Annotated in this window: 20 protein-coding genes; 14 read left to right on the top strand and 6 right to left on the bottom strand. The window is 56.8% G+C overall.

Annotation, left to right across the window (positions count from 1 at the left end):
* The first annotated feature begins 95 nt into the window (after positions 1-95).
* From RYC18_RS17920 to secB, 3 genes are read left to right on the top strand one after another with little or no spacing between them, the layout of a single operon-like run.
* Complete coding sequence (locus tag RYC18_RS17920; RefSeq protein WP_002551466.1) at positions 96-509, top strand: rhodanese-like domain-containing protein; 414 nt, start codon at positions 96-98, stop codon at positions 507-509.
* Between the two features lie 2 nt (positions 510-511).
* Positions 512-763: a glutaredoxin 3 gene (grxC, locus tag RYC18_RS17915; protein ID WP_002551467.1), complete on the top strand. Its 252-nt coding sequence runs from the start codon at positions 512-514 to the stop codon at positions 761-763.
* Between the two features lie 40 nt (positions 764-803).
* Complete coding sequence (secB, locus tag RYC18_RS17910) at positions 804-1,292, top strand: protein-export chaperone SecB (protein WP_002551468.1); 489 nt, start codon at positions 804-806, stop codon at positions 1,290-1,292.
* 62 nt (positions 1,293-1,354) lie between these two features.
* On the opposite strand, the gene RYC18_RS17905 is transcribed toward secB, so the two are convergent.
* A complete protein-coding gene (locus RYC18_RS17905; protein WP_005781609.1) occupies positions 1,355-1,810 on the bottom strand; it encodes a tRNA (cytidine(34)-2'-O)-methyltransferase in 456 nt (151 codons plus the stop codon).
* Between RYC18_RS17905 and RYC18_RS17900 the strand changes: the two genes are divergently transcribed.
* Positions 1,809-2,249, top strand: coding sequence for a hypothetical protein (locus RYC18_RS17900; protein WP_004655063.1), 441 nt, complete (start codon positions 1,809-1,811; stop codon positions 2,247-2,249). The genes RYC18_RS17905 and RYC18_RS17900 overlap by 2 nt on opposite strands.
* A gap of 347 nt (positions 2,250-2,596) precedes the next feature.
* Here RYC18_RS17900 and tauC read toward each other — a convergent pair whose 3' ends face one another.
* The 3 genes from tauC to tauA are packed head-to-tail and all read right to left on the bottom strand — an operon-like array spanning position 2,597 to position 5,257.
* Entirely contained in the window at positions 2,597-3,472 is an 876-nt protein-coding gene (gene tauC, locus RYC18_RS17895) for a taurine ABC transporter permease TauC (protein WP_005745053.1), read from the bottom strand.
* Entirely contained in the window at positions 3,469-4,254 is a 786-nt protein-coding gene (gene tauB, locus RYC18_RS17890; RefSeq protein ID WP_005745054.1) for a taurine ABC transporter ATP-binding subunit, read from the bottom strand. Before tauB ends, tauC begins: the two co-directional genes overlap by 4 nt.
* A 25-nt stretch (positions 4,255-4,279) precedes the next feature.
* A complete protein-coding gene (tauA, locus tag RYC18_RS17885) occupies positions 4,280-5,257 on the bottom strand; it encodes a taurine ABC transporter substrate-binding protein (RefSeq protein ID WP_016981262.1) in 978 nt (325 codons plus the stop codon).
* 770 nt (positions 5,258-6,027) lie between these two features.
* On the opposite strand from tauA, the gene RYC18_RS17880 reads away from it, so the two are divergent.
* The 7 genes from RYC18_RS17880 to RYC18_RS17850 all read left to right on the top strand — a co-directional run bounded on the left by RYC18_RS17880 (position 6,028) and on the right by RYC18_RS17850 (position 12,665).
* Complete coding sequence (locus tag RYC18_RS17880) at positions 6,028-7,389, top strand: OprD family outer membrane porin (protein WP_005737118.1); 1,362 nt, start codon at positions 6,028-6,030, stop codon at positions 7,387-7,389.
* Positions 7,390-7,557: 168 nt separating this feature from the next.
* Positions 7,558-8,196 carry a peroxiredoxin gene (locus tag RYC18_RS17875; protein WP_316886555.1) on the top strand — a complete coding sequence of 213 codons (639 nt, stop codon included), beginning with the start codon at positions 7,558-7,560 and terminating at the stop codon, positions 8,194-8,196.
* Positions 8,197-8,642: 446 nt separating this feature from the next.
* The gene (locus RYC18_RS17870) at positions 8,643-9,608 is read left to right on the top strand and encodes a sulfonate ABC transporter substrate-binding protein (protein ID WP_002555773.1); all 966 of its coding nucleotides are present in this window, start codon (positions 8,643-8,645) and stop codon (positions 9,606-9,608) included.
* A 28-nt stretch (positions 9,609-9,636) separates the two neighbouring features.
* Entirely contained in the window at positions 9,637-10,434 is a 798-nt protein-coding gene (ssuC, locus tag RYC18_RS17865; protein WP_004655051.1) for an aliphatic sulfonate ABC transporter permease SsuC, read from the top strand.
* The gene (gene ssuB / locus RYC18_RS17860; protein WP_010195713.1) at positions 10,431-11,243 is read left to right on the top strand and encodes an aliphatic sulfonates ABC transporter ATP-binding protein; all 813 of its coding nucleotides are present in this window, start codon (positions 10,431-10,433) and stop codon (positions 11,241-11,243) included. The genes ssuC and ssuB overlap by 4 nt, the downstream gene beginning before the upstream one ends.
* A gap of 26 nt (positions 11,244-11,269) precedes the next feature.
* On the top strand, positions 11,270-11,485 hold the full coding sequence (locus RYC18_RS17855) for a molybdopterin-binding protein (protein ID WP_002555770.1): 216 nt from the start codon (positions 11,270-11,272) through the stop codon (positions 11,483-11,485).
* Positions 11,486-11,618: 133 nt separating this feature from the next.
* Positions 11,619-12,665 (top strand): RHS repeat-associated core domain-containing protein, encoded by a 1,047-nt coding sequence (locus RYC18_RS17850; protein WP_316886554.1) that lies wholly within the window; start codon positions 11,619-11,621, stop codon positions 12,663-12,665.
* 6 nt (positions 12,666-12,671) lie between these two features.
* On the opposite strand, the gene RYC18_RS17845 is transcribed toward RYC18_RS17850, so the two are convergent.
* Together RYC18_RS17845 and RYC18_RS17840 are read right to left on the bottom strand one after the other, a co-directional pair.
* The gene (locus RYC18_RS17845) at positions 12,672-13,304 is read right to left on the bottom strand and encodes a TetR/AcrR family transcriptional regulator (protein WP_004655040.1); all 633 of its coding nucleotides are present in this window, start codon (positions 13,302-13,304) and stop codon (positions 12,672-12,674) included.
* 219 nt (positions 13,305-13,523) lie between these two features.
* Positions 13,524-14,900: a glutamine synthetase family protein gene (locus RYC18_RS17840; protein WP_003413528.1), complete on the bottom strand. Its 1,377-nt coding sequence runs from the start codon at positions 14,898-14,900 to the stop codon at positions 13,524-13,526.
* Between the two features lie 593 nt (positions 14,901-15,493).
* On the opposite strand from RYC18_RS17840, the gene RYC18_RS17835 reads away from it, so the two are divergent.
* The 3 genes from RYC18_RS17835 (at position 15,494) to RYC18_RS17825 (ending at position 19,528) form a co-directional block, all read left to right on the top strand.
* Positions 15,494-16,852 (top strand): glutamine synthetase family protein, encoded by a 1,359-nt coding sequence (locus RYC18_RS17835; protein WP_002555767.1) that lies wholly within the window; start codon positions 15,494-15,496, stop codon positions 16,850-16,852.
* A 69-nt stretch (positions 16,853-16,921) separates the two neighbouring features.
* Positions 16,922-18,289, top strand: a complete 1,368-nt coding sequence (locus RYC18_RS17830) for an aspartate aminotransferase family protein (protein WP_005758606.1) — start codon at positions 16,922-16,924, stop codon at positions 18,287-18,289.
* Between the two features lie 141 nt (positions 18,290-18,430).
* On the top strand, positions 18,431-19,528 hold the full coding sequence (locus tag RYC18_RS17825) for a polyamine ABC transporter substrate-binding protein (RefSeq protein WP_004663257.1): 1,098 nt from the start codon (positions 18,431-18,433) through the stop codon (positions 19,526-19,528).
* Positions 19,529-19,687: the final 159 nt, after the last annotated feature.

Raw genomic sequence — 19,687 nt, 5'->3', positions numbered from 1 at the left:
GGGACAAGTTCAAACGGCGTCACTGCCGTACGGACTTTGGCCCACCTTGGCTGCTGTGTATACTGGCCGACATTTTAACGCCCTGGAACCTACTGATGGTTGCTCACCTGCTTGAATTCGCCACTAACCACTATTTGATCACCGGTGCCTTCGTCATTCTGCTGGGACTGCTGATCGCTTACGAACTGAGCAAGGGCGGTGCCAGCCTGAGCACTCGCGAGCTGACCGCGCTGGTCAACAGCGACCAGGGCGTGGTCATCGACGTGCGCTCGAAAAAGGATTTCACTGCCGGCCACATCGTGGGATCCCTGAATTTCCCGCAGGACAAGGTGCTGACGCGTACCGCTGAACTGCAGAAATACAAGGACAAGACGTTGATCATAGTCGATGCAATGGGGCAGCATGCTGGCACCACCGCCCGCGAGTTGCTCAAATCCGGCTTCAAGGCGGCCAAGCTGTCCGGCGGTATTTCCAGCTGGCGCGGCGACAACCTTCCCCTGGTGAAGTGAACATGGCTCAAGTCATCGTCTATTCCAGCGATTATTGCCCGTATTGCATACGTGCCAAACAGCTGTTGCAGAGCAAGAGCGTGGCCTTCGAGGAAATCCGTGTCGACGGCAAGCCGCAACTGCGTGCCGAAATGACCAAGAAGGCCGGTCGCACTTCCGTACCGCAGATCTGGATCGGCTCGACCCACGTGGGCGGCTGCGATGACCTGTTTGCTCTGGAGCGTGCCGGCAAGCTTGATGCGCTGCTGGCCTGATTCCCCTTAAACTTTCAGCCCTATCTGACAAGGATCCGAGATGACCGACCAACCGAACAACGGTGCTGTTGCCAACGAAGAAAACGGCCCACAATTTTCCCTGCAGCGTATCTACGTTCGCGACCTGTCGTTCGAAGCGCCAAAAAGCCCGGCAATCTTCCGCCAGGAGTGGACACCGACCGTCAGCCTGGACCTCAACACCCGTCAGAAGCAGCTGGAAGGCGATTTCTATGAAGTCGTGCTGACCCTGTCCGTGACCGTCAACAATGGCGACGAAGTTGCTTTCATCGTTGAAGTGCAACAGGCCGGTATCTTCCTGATCAAGGGTCTGGACGACGGCGCGATGAGCCACACTCTGGGCGCGTTCTGCCCGAACATCCTGTTCCCGTATGCACGCGAAGCCATCGACAACCTGGTTGTACGCGGCTCGTTCCCTGCGCTGATGCTGGCCCCGGTGAACTTCGACGCCCTGTACGCCCAAGAGCTGCAACGCATGCAGGAAGCTGGCGAAACGCCGACTGTGCAATAAGCGTTACCGCTGCAAGCAAAAAGCGCCTTTCGGGGCGCTTTTTTGTGTCTGGCGGCGCGCTATCAGGCAAACCCGTGCTGGCGCCATGCTTCATAGACGGCCACCGCCACGGTGTTGGACAGGTTCAGGCTGCGGCAGCCTTCGCGCATGGGCAGTCGCAGGCGGTGCTCGCTGCTCAGCGAGTCGAGGATGTCGGCGGGCAGGCCGCGGCTCTCCGGGCCGAACAGAAATGCATCACCAGGTTCAAAGCTGGCATCGTGAAAGGGGCGCGAGCCCTTGGTGGTGAAAGCGAATAACCGTGGGTTGCCGATCTTCTCCATACAGCTTGCCAGGTCAGGATGCGTCTGCAGCGTGGCATACTCGTGATAGTCGAGCCCGGCACGGCGCAAGCGCTTGTCGTCCAGCTCGAAACCCAAGGGTTCGATCAAATGCAGGGTGCAGCCGCTGTTGGCGCATAGCCTGATGACATTGCCGGTATTCGGCGGAATTTCTGGTTGAAAAAGGATGACGTGAAACATGCACGGCTCCGAACGAAAGGACGGGATGCATTCTACCCCTGAAGAGGACCCGAGACCGAAGCTATGGCCGCGAGTTCTGGGTTCGATGGCGATTGTCGGCTTTACCGTGGGCACCATTATCGGTCGTCTGCAGCAACCTGACCCCGTTGAACTGGAGCAGATCGAGGAGCTGCCTGCCGGGCTGGCGCTCTGGTTCAATGAGGAGCCGAAGTACCAAGGGTCGACGGTGGATGGCGCTGTGGTGCTCAACGTCGATGCTTCAGGGCGGCCGTGGACGGGCCAACTGAGGTTCGACAACAGGGTTGCACGCTGGAAGGTGGAGCGAGGTGAGAAGGGGTTGGTGCTGACACTCCTGGCAGCCCGTCCACTTCATGGCGACTGGCGCACTGAGAAGGTGGACGGGCGCTGGAGACTGGAGGTCAGTCTCCGGGAGGAATAAAAGAGGGGAATCCCCGGCCTGCCTGTACCAAGGTCCCCAAAACTGGTGATGTAATACCTATTGCAGAGTGCGTGCCAGTTTTGAGAATTAATCCGAAAGAACAGGCTGACTTAGCTATATCCGGTTAAGCACTTCTTGAGTTCGAAGCCGTTTAATATCATCAAGATACTGAATTTATTAAGTATTTTTCATATTCGAAAACCTTGGATTGGTTGATGAGTCAGCCGCTGTGAATGCTCGGCGCTGGCATCTGGTCGCCCTGAATGTCGCGCCAGGCCCCGCAATGCGGTATCAGCGCATGCACTCAATTTGCGCACCGCAACGACGCACACACCCATACTGATGCATTAATGCTGCTGACCATGCCAGGGCACCAGCCTGCGTTGCAGCGCGCGCAGTCCCAGCTCCATGGCAAAAGCGATCACGGCGATCACCAGAATCCCCAGCACCACAACGTCTGTCACCAGAAACTGCGCCGCCGACTGCACCATGAATCCCAGCCCGCTGGTGGCAGCAATAAGCTCTGCGGCCACCAGCGTCGACCAGCCCACGCCCAGGCCGATGCGAATACCGGTAAGAATGTCCGGGAGTGCGCTGGGCAGGACCACGTGCCGAATCAACTGCCAGCGCGTCGCGCCCAGCGACTGTGCCGCCCGCACTTTGGTCGGGTCCACGGTGCGAACGCCGGTAGCCGTGGCAATGGCAATCGGCGCGAAGATCGCCAGATAAATCAGCAGTACCTTGGAGAATTCGCCGATACCGAACCAGATAACGATCAGCGGCAGGTAGGCCAGCGGTGGTATCGGTCGGTAAAACTCGATCAGCGGGTCGAATATGCCCTGAGCGATGCGGTTATGGCCGATGGCGATTCCTATCGGGATGGCCGTCAAAATTGCCGCGGCCAGCGCCAGACCGATGCGTTGCAGGCTGGCGTCCAGATGCTGCCAGAGTGTGGCGTCCATGTAGCCCTTGGTTGCCAGCAGCCAGCCTTTGCTCAGCACATCCGCTGGCGGTGGCAGAAACAGCGGCTCGATCCAGCCCCCGGCAGTTATCGCCCACCAAAGAGTCAGCAGTGCCACGAGGGTCAGGATGCTGATCGCTCGGGTGCTCAGATAAACCTTCGGCGTGGGGGCAGCCGGTTGTTTGGCGAACGGTTTGCTGATGCCGGTCAGTTCGCGGCTATCTATAAGCTCATGGCTGCCAACAGGCTCAAGTCTGCTCATACACGCTGCTCCCGGGTGCGCTGGGAAAACACGCTGGCCAGCACATGCTCGCGGGTTTCGATAAAGCGCGGATCGGACTTTATCGCGCGGGCCGATTCGCCAGCGGCGTAGCGACGGCCGAAGTCCAGGTGCAGATGCTCGGCGATACGACCAGGGTTAGGGGCGAGCAGAACCAGGTCGGTGGCGAGGAAAACTGCTTCTTCTATGTCGTGGGTTATCAGAAACACCGGCTTGGCGGTACGTTGCCAGACTTGCAGCAATAGCTCCTGCATCTGCTCACGGGTGAAGGCATCCAGTGCACCGAATGGCTCGTCCATCAACAGGATGCGCGGATCGGCTGCCAGCGCTCTGGCCAGGCCGACGCGTTGCCGTTGTCCACCGGACAGCTGCCATATTCGCCGCTGGTCAAAACCGGCCAGATCCACCAGTGCCAACATCTCCCTCGCTCTGGTTTCACGTTCCAAGCGGTCGACACCCGCCAGTTCCAGGCCAAACGCAACATTGGCCAACACGTTCTGCCAGGGCAGCAAGGCATCGTCCTGAAACACCACGCCACGCTCTGCGCTCGGCCCCTCTACGGGAATGCCGTCGAGAGTAATGCGGCCGCTGCCGGGTTTGATGAAGCCGGCGATGAGGTTCAGTAACGAGGTTTTACCGCTGCCGGAGGGGCCGAGCGCAACCAGCAGTTGCTGTGGGCCCAGGCTCAGGTTGATGTCTGCCAGCACGGGTGCCGCGGCACCGGGGTACTGAGCGCCAATACGCTCCAGCTGCAACAGCGCCATACGTGTCTCCTTGTGCTGAGAGCGCTTAGCGTGGGATGAACCGGGCGCTGACGTAAGGTGAGTAGTCAGGCAGTACTGCGTCGACCTTGCCCTGCTCTTTAAGGAATGCTGCGGTTTTGGTCACCGCCTCGATGGTCGGTGTACCCAGCAGCGCGGTCTGCTCGGCAGCCAGCGGGTAGACATTGCCTTGCAACAGGCCAGGTACGTCAGATGCCTTGGCGCCAGACAGTCGGGTCAGCTTGTCTACGTTGGCCGGGTTGGCGATCCATGCAGCCGGGTCCTGGCGATATCGGGCGTAGGCATCGAGCGTTACCTTGGCGAATGCGCTGACAACTTCCGGGTGTTTGTTGGCGAAGTCCTTGCGCACGATCCAGGCATCGAAGGTCGGCGCTCCGACCTTCGCCAGTTCGCCGGAGGTGATCAGCACCTTGCCGGTTTCCTTGGCGACGCCCAGTGCCGGGTCCCAGACGTAAGTGGCATCAATGTCGCCGCGCTTCCAGGCCGCAGCAATGGCGGGCGGCGCGAGGTTCAGGATCGTGACCCTGGCCGGATCGATGTTCCAGTGTTTGAGCGCTGCAAGCAGGCTGTAATGGCCGGTGGAGACAAAGGGCACGGCCACTTTCTTGCCGATCAGGTCCTGCGGTGAGTTGATCCCCGAACCATTACGGGCAACCAGCGCCTCGGCCGCGCCGATCTGCGTGGCTATCAGAAAGGTCTCCACCGGGAGTTTGCGTGTAGCGGCGGCTGTGAACGGGCTTGAACCGAGATAACCGATCTGTACGTCGCCGGATGCGATTGCGGTGATGACGTCCGCACCATTATCGAACTTGCGCCAGGAGATTTTTGAGTCGGTGGCTTTTTCGTAGGCGTTATCGGCCTGGGCAACCTTGGCCGGGTCGATGGTGGTCTGGTAGGCGACGGTAAAGTCTGCTGCCTGTGCAATGAATGTTGCGCCAGTCAACGACAGCGCAGTCAGCAAGCGCAGGGAAAAATGCAGTTTCATGATGAAGCTCCGAATCAGACGGGCCGAGGACTGGCTGGATAAGGAGACTAAGTGATCTAAGAATCTTAGAATAAATAACTTTTGGGAATTAGCTTATGAAGGGGCTTTAGAGCCATCTGCAGAACCCATTTGCACATCGAAGGGCTGTTGCGCATCTGCCAATCGGCTCGGGGTTCACGCGCCAGACACCAAAATTGCTTTTTTGTTCACCTGAACTACAGTTGAGCGCATGTTTCAGACGGTAAAAAACGCTGAAAAAGGGTGTTTGGAGCGGTTTTTAGAAAATATTTCATGACCGTGGAGCGTCGGGAGTCAAGGTGATGACAATTGTCACAATTCATCACTAATCTCTCTGAAGTGCCCGTTTTACAAGGCTTTTACTGGCAAGCAAATTGCGCTTCGCCGTTGGGGACTATGACCGGTTGGTCGCGATTTGGCCGGTCACTGATACAAAACCAAAAGATCTGACGAATGGTACCGAAATAAATTTTGGGAATTACCCGATTAGGTCGATACACTCCGTGACGTCCTGGCTGACACGAGTTGTGACATATGCCTGATTGTTCTTAGAACCTGCAAAACGGTTTCTTTTGAGCATGATGAATTTTCACTAACGTACGGCCACCGACATGCGCGGTCTAGTCAAAAGTCGGGGTGTACAGAATCCATTGATCTCCAGATCGGGACTGTCACCTTTCGCAATATCTCTGGGTCAGGGCAATGCCCGGCACCGGAGACATAAAAAATTAGATTCACGAGGAGCGTAGTTAATGAAGAAGTCCACCCTGGCCTTGGCCGTAACCGTCGCGGCATTGGCTCAGCAGGCCGGTGCAGCTGGTTTCCTTGAAGACAGCAAAGCGTCCGTCAGTTCTCGTACCCTGTATTTCAACAACGACCTGCGTGAAGGCGTTCGTGCATCTGACCAGCGTGAAACCGCTACCGGTCTGAAATTCGACTACCTCTCTGGCTTTACCCAAGGCACCGTTGGTTTTGGTCTTGATGCACAAGCTGTAATGGGGCTGCACCTGGGTGGCGGCATTGAGCACCATAACGCCAACACGGCCAACACTGTTGTTCCGACCGACACTGATGGTTCTTCTGTCAGCGACTGGTCCCGTGTCGGTGCCAACGCCAAGATGCGCTTCTCCAAAACCGAGTTGAAGGTTGGTAACGCTCTGGCGCCAAACCTGCCAATTCTGGTCAGCAACGACGGTCGTCTGCTGCCTCAAGCCTTTCAAGGCGGCATCCTGACCTCCAAGGATCTGGACACCGTTACCTTCACCGCCGGTCAATTGAACAAGACCATTGGCCGTGCTTCGTCTGACTGGGGCGATCTGTCGGTCAACGGCGCAACCGAAGGCAGTGATCAGTTCCGCTTTGCCGGTGCTGACTGGAAGGTCACCAAAGACCTGACCTTGCAGTACTACTACGCCAACCTGGAAGACTTCTACAAGCAGCACTTCCTGGGTCTGGTTCACGTTTATCAGATCTCTGATAACCAGTCCTTCAAGACTGACCTGCGTTATTTCGACAGCAGCTCCGACGGCAAAAACAGCAGCGGCGCTTCTGGTTACGCCTTCAACAACAACAGCGGCTACGCAAAAACGCCTGGCGAAGTTGATAACCAGACCTGGTCTGCCATGTTCACCTACGCTCTGGGCGGCCATGCATTCATGGTTGGTCATCAGCAGGTCGGTGATGACGGCGGCTTCGTCAACCTGAACCAAGGTTCGGTCCGTAACGGTAACAACCGTCCGGAAGGCAACGGCGGCGCCAGCTTCTACTTGTTCACTGACTCGATGATCAACAGTTTCAACCGTGCTGGTGAAAACACCACGTTCGGTCAGTACTCGTATGACTTCGCCAAGGTTGGTGTTCCAGGCCTGAAGGCAGCGATTGCTTACCTGCATGCTGATGACATCAAAGGCGCACGTGGCACCACTTCGTTCGGTAAAGAGTACTCCGAGTGGGAACGTGACATGCGCGTTGACTACGTGATTCAAAGCGGTGCGTTGAAAGGTTTTGGCACTACCGTTCGTTACGGCACCTACCGTGCTGACGATGGCCTGAACAACTCGACCAACGCCGACCAGGCTCGCGTTCTGTTCAACTACACCTACAACTTCATGTAAGTGTATTGAAGCGTGAAGAAACCCCGCCGAGTGCGGGGTTTCTTTTACCTGTTTTTTTATATTCCCTATGGGTATATGCAAGTCGCTATTTATTCTTTTTAATTTCCTTTCGCAGGGCGCACAGTCAGGCTATATCCATGCCTACCGACTATGACGAGGAGCAACACCATGACACTGCGACTTGGCGACATCGCCCCTGACTTCGAGCAGGAATCCAGCGAAGGTCGTATCCGTTTCCATGAATGGCTCGGCAACAGCTGGGGTGTGTTGTTTTCTCATCCGGCAGACTTCACACCTGTCTGCACCACTGAGCTGGGCTTCACCGCCAAATTGAAAGACGAGTTTGCCAAGCGCGGTGTAAAAGCCATTGCGCTGTCGGTAGACCCGGTTGATTCGCACATCAGGTGGATCGACGACATCAACACCACGCAAAACACCCAGGTTAACTTCCCGATTCTGGCCGATGCCGACCGCAAGGTCTCCGACCTGTATGACCTTATTCATCCCAATGCCAACGACACACTGACTGTGCGCTCGCTGTTCGTGATCGACCCGAACAAGAAAGTGCGCCTGACGATTACTTATCCGGCGAGTACCGGACGTAATTTCCACGAGATTCTGCGCGTTATCGACTCGCTGCAATTGACCGACAACTACAAGGTTGCCACGCCCGCCAACTGGGTGGACGGCGATGATGTAGTGATTGTGCCGTCGATCAAAGACGAAGCCGAGATCAAAGAACGCTTCCCCAAGGGCTACAAGGCCGTCACGCCTTATCTGCGCCTGACACCTCAGCCAAACCGCTAATTTTCGATCTACCAAGCGTGGGGTTATTTGGGCCGATTCATCGGCCTTTTTTATTCCTCCCTCACAGCCGCCGACTGCGTCGCTCGATCAGGTGCGGACGCAGAGCGTCCAGAACGGCATGCGACGCGGAGCGTCGCACGATAGTTGAGATCATCGTTCCTCACGCTCCAGCGTGGGAATGCCTGTCGTGACGCTCCGCGTCGTGGATATGCGCCACGCCGCATACTCAAGATCAGACGCAGAGGGTCCAGAACGGCATGCCGCCGTAGTACGCCGCACGATAGTTGAAAAATAGCGCTGTCCTTTATATTCATTTATGGAATAACTAAATGAATAAATAAGATTTATAGATATAAAAAAGTGCTGTTAATGTCGTCCCTATTCCCGCCTTGTTCGTCTGTGACTGGCTGAGCAGGCACTACCCAACACCCGCTAAAGGAGCGCATATGCGCACTGTCATTTTGCGTCGAGGCCTTGTCGCTCTGTTTGCTGCTGCGGTCGCGCTTGGCGCGGTCACCCAGGCCCAGGCGGAAGATCTGCGCATCGGTTATCAGAAATACGGCACGCTGGTGCTGCTCAAGGCCAAGGGTTCGCTGGAGAAGCGCCTGGCCGAGCAGGGCGTAAAGGTTCAGTGGACAGAATTTCCGGGCGGCCCGCAGTTGCTTGAAGGTCTGAACGTGGGCTCGATTGATTTCGGCGTGACCGGTGAAACGCCGCCGGTTTTCGCTCAGGCAGCAGGCGCGGATCTGCTGTACGTGGCTTACGAGCCGCCAGCGCCGACCAGCGAAGCCATCCTGGTGCCCAAAGACTCGCCTATTACTTCGGTTAAAGACCTGAAAGGCAAGAAAGTCGTCCTCAATAAAGGCTCGAACGTCCATTACCTGCTGGTCAAGGCACTGGAAGATGCCGGCCTGAAATACACCGATATCCAGACCGTCTTCCTGCCTCCGGCCGATGCGCGTGCCGCTTTCGAGCGCGGCAGCGTAGACGCCTGGGTCATTTGGGACCCGTATCAGGCTGCCGCAGAGAAGCAATTGCAGGCGCGGACCTTGAAAGACGGCACCGGCATTGTCGACAACCACCAGTTCTATCTGGCGACCAAGCCTTACGCGCAAAAGAATCCGAAGGTGATTCAAGCCTTGATCGAAGAAGTTCGTGCAGTGGGCGAATGGTCCAAGGCTCACCCTGACGAAGTGACCAAACAGGTTGCGCCGTTGCTGGGGCTGCCCGCCGACATCACCCTGACCTCGGTAAAACGCCAGGGCTACGGTGCGCTGTTTATTACTCCGCCGGTTGTAGCGGCGCAGCAGAAAATTGCTGACACCTTCTACCAGCTCAAACTGATTCCGAAGCCGCTCAGCATTGCTGATGTGGTCTGGACACCTCCTGCTGCTGTTGCTCAAGCACAGTGATCGTCAGGCCCTTCGAGGAGACAACTCCATGAGCCTCAGTGCTTCGCAACGCATCATTCACCGACTGGCGCCCTGGGCACTTCCAGTCCTGTTGTTGGCCGTCTGGCAGCTGTCGGTCAGCGCCGGATGGCTATCCACACGCATTCTTCCTGCACCCAGCGCAGTCATCGAGGCGGGCATCAATCTGGTTGCGAGTGGCGAAATCTGGACGCATCTGGCGATCAGCGGCTGGCGCGCCGGGATCGGATTCGCCATTGGCGGTGGCATCGGTCTGGCGCTGGGCTTCATTACCGGCCTGAGCAAATGGGGCGAGCGCCTGCTGGACAGCTCAGTGCAGATGATCCGTAACGTGCCGCACCTGGCGCTGATTCCGCTGGTCATTCTGTGGTTCGGCATTGATGAGACCGCCAAGATATTCCTGGTCGCGCTGGGCACCCTGTTCCCGATTTATCTGAACACCTACCACGGCATCCGCAACATCGATCCGGCGCTGGTAGAAATGTCCCGCAGCTATGGCCTGTCCGGTTTCAGCCTGTTCCGGCATGTGATCCTGCCAGGTGCCATGCCTTCGATTCTGGTCGGTGTACGCTTTGCGCTGGGCTTCATGTGGCTGACGCTGATTGTGGCAGAAACCATTTCTGCCAGCTCCGGCATCGGTTATCTGGCGATGAATGCACGGGAATTCCTGCAAACCGACATCGTGGTACTGGCCATTGTGTTGTACGCCGTCCTCGGCAAACTGGCCGATCTGGCGGCGCGAGGCCTTGAACGTGTGTGCCTGCGCTGGCACCCGGCCTATCAAGTGAGCAAAGGCGGTGCCGCATGACCAGTCTGAAACAGCAACCTCCACATTTGCTGCGCGGTATTCCGCTGGCAGTCCGCAACTTGAAAAAAGCGTTCGGCACTCGCGAAGTGCTCAAGGACATCGACCTGCATATTCCGGCCGGTCAGTTCGTCGCCATCGTCGGCCGTAGTGGCTGCGGTAAAAGTACCTTGCTGCGCCTGCTTGCCGGTCTCGACAAGCCAACCGAGGGTCAATTGCTTGCAGGTTCTGCACCACTGGACGACGCTCGCGAAGATACGCGTTTGATGTTCCAGGAGGCGCGGTTGCTGCCCTGGAAGAAGATCATCGACAACGTCGGCCTTGGCCTGAGCGGCGACTGGCGTGCGCAAGCACTCGAAGCGCTCGAGGCCGTCGGCCTTGCCGAACGCGCCAACGAGTGGCCAGCGGCATTGTCCGGTGGCCAGAAGCAGCGTGTTGCTCTGGCGCGTGCGCTGATTCACAAGCCGCGCCTGCTGTTACTCGACGAGCCGTTGGGCGCGCTGGACGCTTTGACCCGCATCGAAATGCAGCAACTGATTGAAAAACTGTGGGGCCAATACGGCTTCACGGTACTGCTGGTTACTCACGATGTCAGCGAGGCAGTCGCCATCGCCGACCGCGTGATCCTGATCGAAGAAGGCCAGATCGGCTTAGACCTGTTGGTCGACCTGCCACGTCCGCGTGTTCGTGGTTCGCATCGCCTTGCAGCATTGGAGGCCGAAGTGCTCAACCGTGTGCTGGCCCTGCCGGGTTCGCCACCTGACCCGGAACCGTTTTCGCCACTGCCTACGCAACTGCGTTGGGCAAATTAACCCTGATCCCCAAAGGAAGACATGCCATGACTATTAAAGCCATCAACGTTCGCAACCAGTTCAAAGGCACCATCAAGGAAATCGTCCACGGCGACGTACTGTCGGAAATCGACGTACAGACCGCTTCCGGCGTTGTGACCTCGGTTATCACCACCCGCTCGGTAAAAGAGCTGGAACTGGTCGTCGGCAGCGAAGTGATTGCCTTCGTGAAGTCGACAGAAGTCTCCATCGCCAAGCTATAAACAATGAATAAAAAACGCCCCGGACGGTCCTGACCCTCCGGGGTTTTTTGCTGTTTACCTAGCAATTATGTGAGGTAGGCGAAGTATCAGTTTTGCTGGATGCTGATAGCTGGTTCTATTTGAAGCATCAGCCATGACCTCTTCAGCCCAAGCAGTTTTATGCCGCTATCGCTACGACCCGCTGGACCGTCTGGCTTCCAGTTCGCCGGTGAGGCAGGAAGATATCCAGCGCTTCTATCGGAAGAACGTTCTGGCGACCGAGATTCAGGGGGCGTTGCGGAGCACGGTCTTTCAGCATGAAGACCGGCTATTGGCTCAACAGCGGCACGTTGATGATCTAGTGGACACGACGCTGCTGGCGACCGATCAGCAACGTTCAGTTTTGCAACTCGTGGATAACACCGGGGTTGAGTCTATGGCGTATAGCGTCTACGGACATCATCCGGCTGAAAGCGGACTAACCAGTTTGCTGGGCTTCAATGGCGAGCGACGAGATCCGGCGACCGGGCATTATCTGCTGGGGAATGGGTATCGGGCTTATAACCCGGTGTTGATGCGGTTTAACAGCCCGGACAGTCTGAGCCCGTTTGGCGAGGGAGGGTTGAATGCTTATGGTTATGTGGGTGGGGATCCGGTTGGGTTTGGGGATCCGTCGGGGCATATAAGTGCTGGGTTGCTTGATAAGTTATTACGCGCCGGAACAATTATACTGGCGCCTAAAAAAATACCGTTATCACAGTTGCCTGGCATGGTTGATGAATTGCCATATTCCTCTGCTACTGTTTCGTCAACTCCCTCGCTTCCCATTGCTTCATCAACAGGTGTGGGCTTGGCAAGTAAGAGTTCAATTTCCAGCTCGTCTGTTGATCCGAGTGCAGGCGGGACTTTAAAATCCATGATCAGAAATTATAAAGAAAAACGTGAAACTTTTAATCGTTTTTATAAATCTGGTGCAGCTGACCAGCGCAAAGCAGACGTACTCAAGTTGGCAGAAAGCACCTTCCGAGAAGAGTTAGACGTTACAGTGAAAGCGCTCGAAGTGATGGAGGCGTCGAAAGGAACCAGTGCTTTTGATCCTGAGAGGTACAATATTCTGAACGCCAGGTTTATCGAGCGAGAAAGAAAATATAGAAAACGTTTTACGCCTTATCATGAAGGTGTGAAGAAGATCCGTGAATAGTGAGCTTTAAATAACTCGCTTCACCAAAAACATCGGCAAATACAACCCCAAATAAGCATCAAACACCCGCATCCCTTCCTCAGCCATGCGCGGTGTGATCTCGTCATGCAACTGCACTGACCGTGCATACACCCGATCCCCCAGTTCCATCGCCAGCGCAAATACGTCCACGTCATCCGGCAGCGCAGGCAGCTGGAAGTGGCGGTCAAAGACCTCAAGCATCAAATGCCCCAGCTCTATGTCGTGCTGGCGGTCTGCCTGGTTGATTTCGGTCAGGCCGTGCTGGGCAAGGATCAATTGGCGGGCGGCGGCGTCGGCGTTGTAGATGGCGAGCATACGCAGTTCGACGATGCGTGACAGGTCGCGCCAAGTGGTGAGCTGGTCGTGATCGATAGGCGCCTGCAGTGAGGCGCGGAAAGCCGCGTGAATATCAGCGGTCAGCGCTTCAAGCAGCGCCGGAACACTGGCGAAGAAGTGATACACCGAGGAGGGTGGAATACCTGCGCGTTCAGCCACGCTGTAGATCGACAGGCTGGCCACCCCTTGCTCGGCGAGCAGCGTGCGCGCGGCGTCGAGAATCGAATCAATCCTGGCCTGGCTGCGTGCTTGAGGTTTGCGGGGCGTGGCGGCGCGTGTCATGGGCGTGGCTCGTGGTTGGGCTGACGGCATTGTAAGGGATTCTGACTGGATGAATCTCTGTCGTCGCCAAACGATTATCGCTCCCACGCTCCGCGTGGTAGCGCAGTTCTGGACGCTCCGCGTCCTCTCCTGATGATGCGGCGCGAGAGGTGCTCCGGGCGCAAACAAAAACGCCGCAAAGCTCAAGGCTTTGCGGCGTTTTATGTTGCTCAGCCTCAATCAGACGGTGTGCAGGTACCAGTTGTACTCGAGGTCGGAGATGGAGTGTTCGAACTCTTCCAGCTCGCTCTCTTTACAGGCGACAAAAATGTCGATGTATTTTGGGTCGATGTACTTGGCCATCACCGGGTTGTCGTCCAGCTCGCGCAGTGCGTCGCGCAGGTTGTTCGGCAGGCTTTGTTCGTGTTGCTCGTACGAGTTGCCTTCTACCGGCGCGCCAGGTTCGACCTTATTGACCAGGCCGTGGTGCACGCCGGCCAGTACCGAAGCCATGACCAGATACGGGTTGGCATCGGCACCGGCAACGCGGTGTTCGATACGCACTGCATCTGCGGTGCCGGTCGGTACACGAACGGCGACCGTACGGTTATCCAGGCCCCAGGTCGGCGAGTTGGGCACATAGAACTGCGCACCGAACCGGCGATACGAGTTGACGTTCGGGCACAGGAAAGCCATTTGTGCCGGCAGGGTCTCGAGCACACCGCCGATAGCGTGACGCAATGCGGCGTTCTGCTCGGGATCCTCGCTGGTGAAGATATTCTTGCCATCGCGATCCAGAATCGAGATGTGGACGTGCAGACCATTACCCGCCTGACCCGGATAGGGCTTGGCCATGAAGGTCGTGTCCATCTCGTGATCGTAGGCGATGTTCTTGATCAGGCGCTTGAGCAGCACGGCGTAATCGCACGCCTTGATGGCATCGGCAACGTGGTGCAGGTTGACTTCGAACTGTGCCGGGGCGCTTTCCTTGACGATTGCGTCTGCAGGAATGCCTTGCTCCTTCGCACCTTCAAGGATGTCCTGAAGGCAGTCGACGTACTCGTCGAGGTCATCGATCAGGTAGACCTGTGTCGAATGCGGGCGTTTGCCGGAGATCGGCGAGCGGGGCGGTTGCGGGCGACCGTTCACGTTCTCCTGATCGATCAGGTAGAACTCCAGCTCGAATGCGGCGCAGATGGTCAGGCCCATTTCGTCGAACTTGGCGACGACCTGGCGCAATACTTCACGCGGGTCGGCGAAAAACGGGTCGCCTTCGAGTTCATGCATGGTCATCAGCAATTGCGCAGTAGGGCGCTTTTGCCATGGCTCGTTGCACAGGGTGTCGGGGATGGGATAACAGATTCGGTCAGCATCACCGATATCCAGGCCCAGGCCGGTGCTTTCCACCGTGGAGCCATTGATATCCAGAGCAAATAAAGAGGCCGGCAGGTTGATGCCTTTCTCGTAAACCTTATGGAGGCTGGTGCGTTCGATGCGTTTGCCACGCACCACACCATTCATATCTGCAATCAGAAGGTCAACGTACAGAACCTCAGGATGTTCCTTAAGGAACGCGTTCGCTTCGTTAAGCTGAACGGCACGCGGGGGTACCGACATGATGCAACACCTTTGTTGTTAAAAATATCAATCATCAATGATTGCGGATCTCAGTCAATCCGAAAGCCATGATGAAGTCAATAGAGCCTTTTTTGCCCTAAAACTGCGCCATATGGCCTTTTTTGCCGCTATTTAGGGCGTTTTATTCCGTTTCTGACCGTCGTTAAATACGAGCTAGAGCGGCCTGTCTTCTATTTTTAACGGGTTGTTGTATAAAAAAATGAACGAGGCTAAGCTCGATCGCAACCCAGTAGAGCAACAATAGCGGGGGTCCAATGCTTCACCTTTCCCTGGTCGACACGCGACTATCAAGTCCGTACAGCGCTCATCATGCCTGTGATATCGGTGCTCGTGGTGGGTTGCCACACCTTGCGACATCCCTGAACGGCTATCGAAGCCAGTCTGCTCTACTCTCAATGCTGGACATTACCACTATAACGGCTTCGTCAGTGTGACCGCGGCCGTCTGGAAATCCGGCCCCGCAGCTGTCACCTTACCCCTAATCGGCGTCTGCCGAAACGAGTTGTACAACATGACGCCGATGCGTCTGGAACGCCTGATCACGATCAGGACAATAAAACCCTGAGGTATTTATGAGTACCAACCTCGACCAGCTCACCGATTGGTTGAAAGAACACAAGATTACCGAAGTCGAATGCATGATGTCCGACCTTACCGGCATCACCCGCGGCAAGATCTCGCCGACCAACAAGTTCATCGCTGAAAAAGGCATGCGTCTGCCTGAAAGCGTGCTGTTGCAGACGGTGACCGGCGACTACGTAGAAGACGATATTTACTACGAGCTGCTGGACCCGGCAGACATCGACATGATCTGCCGTCCCGACCAGAACGCGGTGTACCTGGTGCCCTGGGCGGTCGAGCCCACTGCGCAGGTGATTCACGACACCTACGACAAGCAGGGCAACCCCATCGAGCTGTCGCCGCGCAACGTGTTGAAGAAGGTCCTCAAGCTTTACGCCGATCAGGGCTGGCAGCCAATCGTGGCGCCGGAGATGGAGTTCTACCTGACCAAGCGTAGCGACGACCCGGACTATCCGCTACAGCCACCGATCGGGCGCTCCGGGCGACCGGAAACCGGCCGTCAGTCGTTCTCGATCGAAGCGGCCAACGAATTCGATCCGCTGTTCGAAGACGTCTATGACTGGTGCGAACTGCAGAACCTGGACCTGGACACGCTGATCCACGAAGACGGTACGGCGCAGATGGAAATCAACTTCCGTCACGGTGATGCCCTTTCGCTGGCCGACCAGATTCTGGTGTTCAAGCGCACCATGCGCGAAGCCGCGCTCAAGCACGACGTCGCGGCGACCTTCATGGCCAAGCCGATGACCGGCGAGCCAGGCAGTGCCATGCACTTGCACCAGAGCATCATCGACATCGAGACCGGCAAGAACATCTTCTCCAATGAAGACGGGACCATGAGCGAGCTGTTTCTGAACCACGTTGGTGGTCTGCAGAAGTTCATCCCCGAGCTATTGCCGCTGTTCGCCCCCAACGTCAACTCGTTCCGCCGCTTTCTGCCCGACACCTCGGCACCGGTGAACGTCGAGTGGGGCGAAGAGAACCGTACCGTCGGCCTGCGCGTGCCGGACGCTGTGCCGCAGAACCGTCGCGTGGAAAACCGTCTGCCAGGTGCCGATGCCAACCCCTATCTGGCCATCGCCGCCAGTCTGCTGTGCGGCTTCATCGGCATGGTCGAAGGCATCAACCCGAGCGCACCGGTGGTCGGGCGGGGTTACGAGCGGCGTAATCTGCGTCTGCCGTTGACCATCGAAGACGCGCTGGAGCGCATGGAAAACAGCAAGACCATCGAGAAGTACCTGGGCAAGAAATTCATCATCGGTTACGTCGCGGTCAAGCGCGCCGAGCATGAAAACTTCAAGCGCGTGATCAGCTCGTGGGAGCGGGAATTCCTGCTCTTCGCCGTCTGATCCCGCAGAGCGCCGCAGCAGCAGGTATGCGGCGCTCTGATAACTGACCCTAATTAAAGGAAGTGCTGCATGAGTGCCCACAATAATCCGCAAACCCTCGAATGGCAGGCCTTGAGCAGCGAACATCACCTGGCACCGTTCAGCGACTACAAACAATTGAAAGAGAAAGGCCCGCGTATTATTACCCGTGCCGAGGGCGTTTATTTGTGGGACAGCGAGGGCAACAAGATCCTCGATGGCATGTCCGGCCTGTGGTGTGTAGCCATTGGTTACGGCAGGGAAGAACTGGCCGACGCTGCCAGCAAACAAATGCGTGAGCTGCCTTATTACAACCTGTTTTTCCAGACCGCCCACCCGCCGGTGCTGGAACTGGCCAAAGCCATTTCCGAAATCGCTCCGCAGGGCATGAATCATGTGTTCTTCACCGGTTCAGGTTCTGAAGGCAATGACACGATGCTACGCATGGTTCGTCATTACTGGGCTCTAAAAGGCCAGCCAGACAAGAAAACCATCATCAGCCGCGTCAATGGCTACCACGGCTCCACCGTCGCCGGTGCTAGCCTGGGAGGCATGACCTACATGCACGAGCAGGGCGACCTGCCGATTCCGGGTGTTGTCCACATTCCGCAGCCCTACTGGTTCGGCGAAGGCGGTGACATGACGCCGGACGAGTTCGGTGTGTGGGCTGCCGAGCAACTGGAAAAGAAAATTATCGAGCTGGGCGTCGAGAATGTCGGCGCATTCATTGCCGAACCGATTCAGGGCGCAGGCGGTGTGATCGTGCCGCCTGATTCCTACTGGCCGAAGATCAAGGAGATCCTTTCCCGCTACGACATCCTTTTCGCCGCCGATGAGGTGATTTGTGGCTTCGGCCGCACCAGTGAGTGGTTCGGTAGCGATTTTTATGGCCTCAAGCCGGACATGATGACCATCGCCAAAGGCCTGACCTCCGGTTATGTACCGATGGGCGGCCTGATCGTGCGTGATGAAATCGTTGCGGTGCTCAACGAGGGCGGTGATTTCAATCATGGCTTTACCTACTCCGGGCATCCGGTGGCGGCAGCCGTTGCGCTGGAGAACATACGTATCCTGCGCGAAGAAAAGATCGTCGAACGGGTCAAGTCGGAAACGGCACCGTATTTGCAAAAGCGTTTGCGCGAGTTGAGCGATCATCCGCTGGTGGGCGAGGTCCGTGGCGTCGGGCTGCTGGGGGCCATCGAACTGGTGAAGGACAAGGTCACTCGCGAGCGCTACACCGACAAGGGCGCCGGGATGATCTGTCGAACCTTCTGCTTCGATAATGGCCTGATCATGCGGGCCGTGGGCGACACGATGATCATTGCGCCGCCACTGGTGATCAGTTTTGCGGAAATCGACGAACTGGTGGAAAAGGCTCGCAAATGCCTGGATCTGACGCTGGCGGTATTGCAGGGCTGAATCCGCAAAAAAAGGGTCGATTCAAGCGCAATGTGCGTTGTTTAACGGGTGTCGGCTTGAAAGCCTGCCCTGGAAGTTGCCAGACTAATGGCTACAAGCCGCTAACTGACGGTCAGTGATAAAAATACATTGGAGCTACGCATGAAAAAATTTGGCAAGACCCTTCTCGCGCTGTCCCTGATGGGCGTTGTGGCCGCCGCTGCGCAGGCCGATGATAAAGTGCTGCACGTCTATAACTGGTCCGATTACATCGCGCCGGACACCGTTGCCAAGTTCGAGAAAGAATCGGGCATCAAGGTGGTCTACGACGTTTTCGACAGCAACGAGACGCTGGAAGCCAAATTGCTCGCCGGCAAGTCCGGCTATGACATCGTTGTGCCGTCCAACAACTTCCTGGCCAAGCAGATCAAGGCGGGCGTCTACCAGGAACTGGACAAATCCAAACTGCCGAACTGGAAAAACCTCAACGAATCGTTGCTCAAAGCCGTTTCGGTCAGCGACCCGGACAACAAGCACGCATTCCCGTACATGTGGGGTTCGATCGGTATCGGCATCAACCCGGACAAGGTCAAGGCTGCGCTGGGCGCCGATGCGCCGGTCAATTCCTGGGACCTGCTGTTCAAGCCGGAGAACGCTGCCAAGTTGAAGTCGTGCGGCATCAGCTTCCTCGATTCGCCGACCGAAATGCTGCCGATTGCCCTGCATTACCTGGGCTACCCGACAGACTCTCAGGACAAGAAGCAGCTCGCCGAGGCTGAAGCGCTGTTCATGAAGATTCGTCCGTCGATTGGCTATTTCCACTCGTCCAAGTACATCTCGGACCTGGCCAACGGCAATATCTGCGTCGCAGTCGGCTACTCGGGTGACATCTATCAGGCCAAGTCCCGTGCTGCGGAAGCCGGTGGCAAGGTAAAAGTTGCTTACAACATTCCCAAAGAAGGTGCCGGTAGCTTCTACGACATGGTCGCCATTCCCAAGGATGCCGAAAACGTTGAAGGTGCCTACAAGTTCATGACCTTCCTGATGAAGCCGGAAATCATGGCCGAGATCACCAACGCAGTGCGCTTCCCGAATGGTAACGCGGCAGCGACGGCACTGGTCGACAAGGAAATCACCAGTGATCCTGGCGTTTATCCGCCTGCCGACGTACAGGCCAAACTGTATGCAATCGCGGACTTGCCTGCTGCCACGCAGCGGATCATGACCCGCAGCTGGACCAAGATAAAGTCAGGTAAATAAGCCTGTCATCAAACCTGTGGATGCTGCGTAGCCTTGGCTGCGCAGCCTCCAACAGACAGGAATATTGCCTAAACCTTTGCTGGTTGGACGCATAGACGGTAAGTTGCGCGCCGGTTTGGTTTTCCGGACGCCCTCCGGCGCTCAGGCCCCTCTGTTAAA

The organism is Pseudomonas syringae group sp. 247E2 (assembly GCF_032587795.1).
Lineage (GTDB): Bacteria > Pseudomonadota > Gammaproteobacteria > Pseudomonadales > Pseudomonadaceae > Aquipseudomonas > Aquipseudomonas amygdali.
This window is presented reverse-complemented; position numbering and strand designations above follow the sequence as displayed.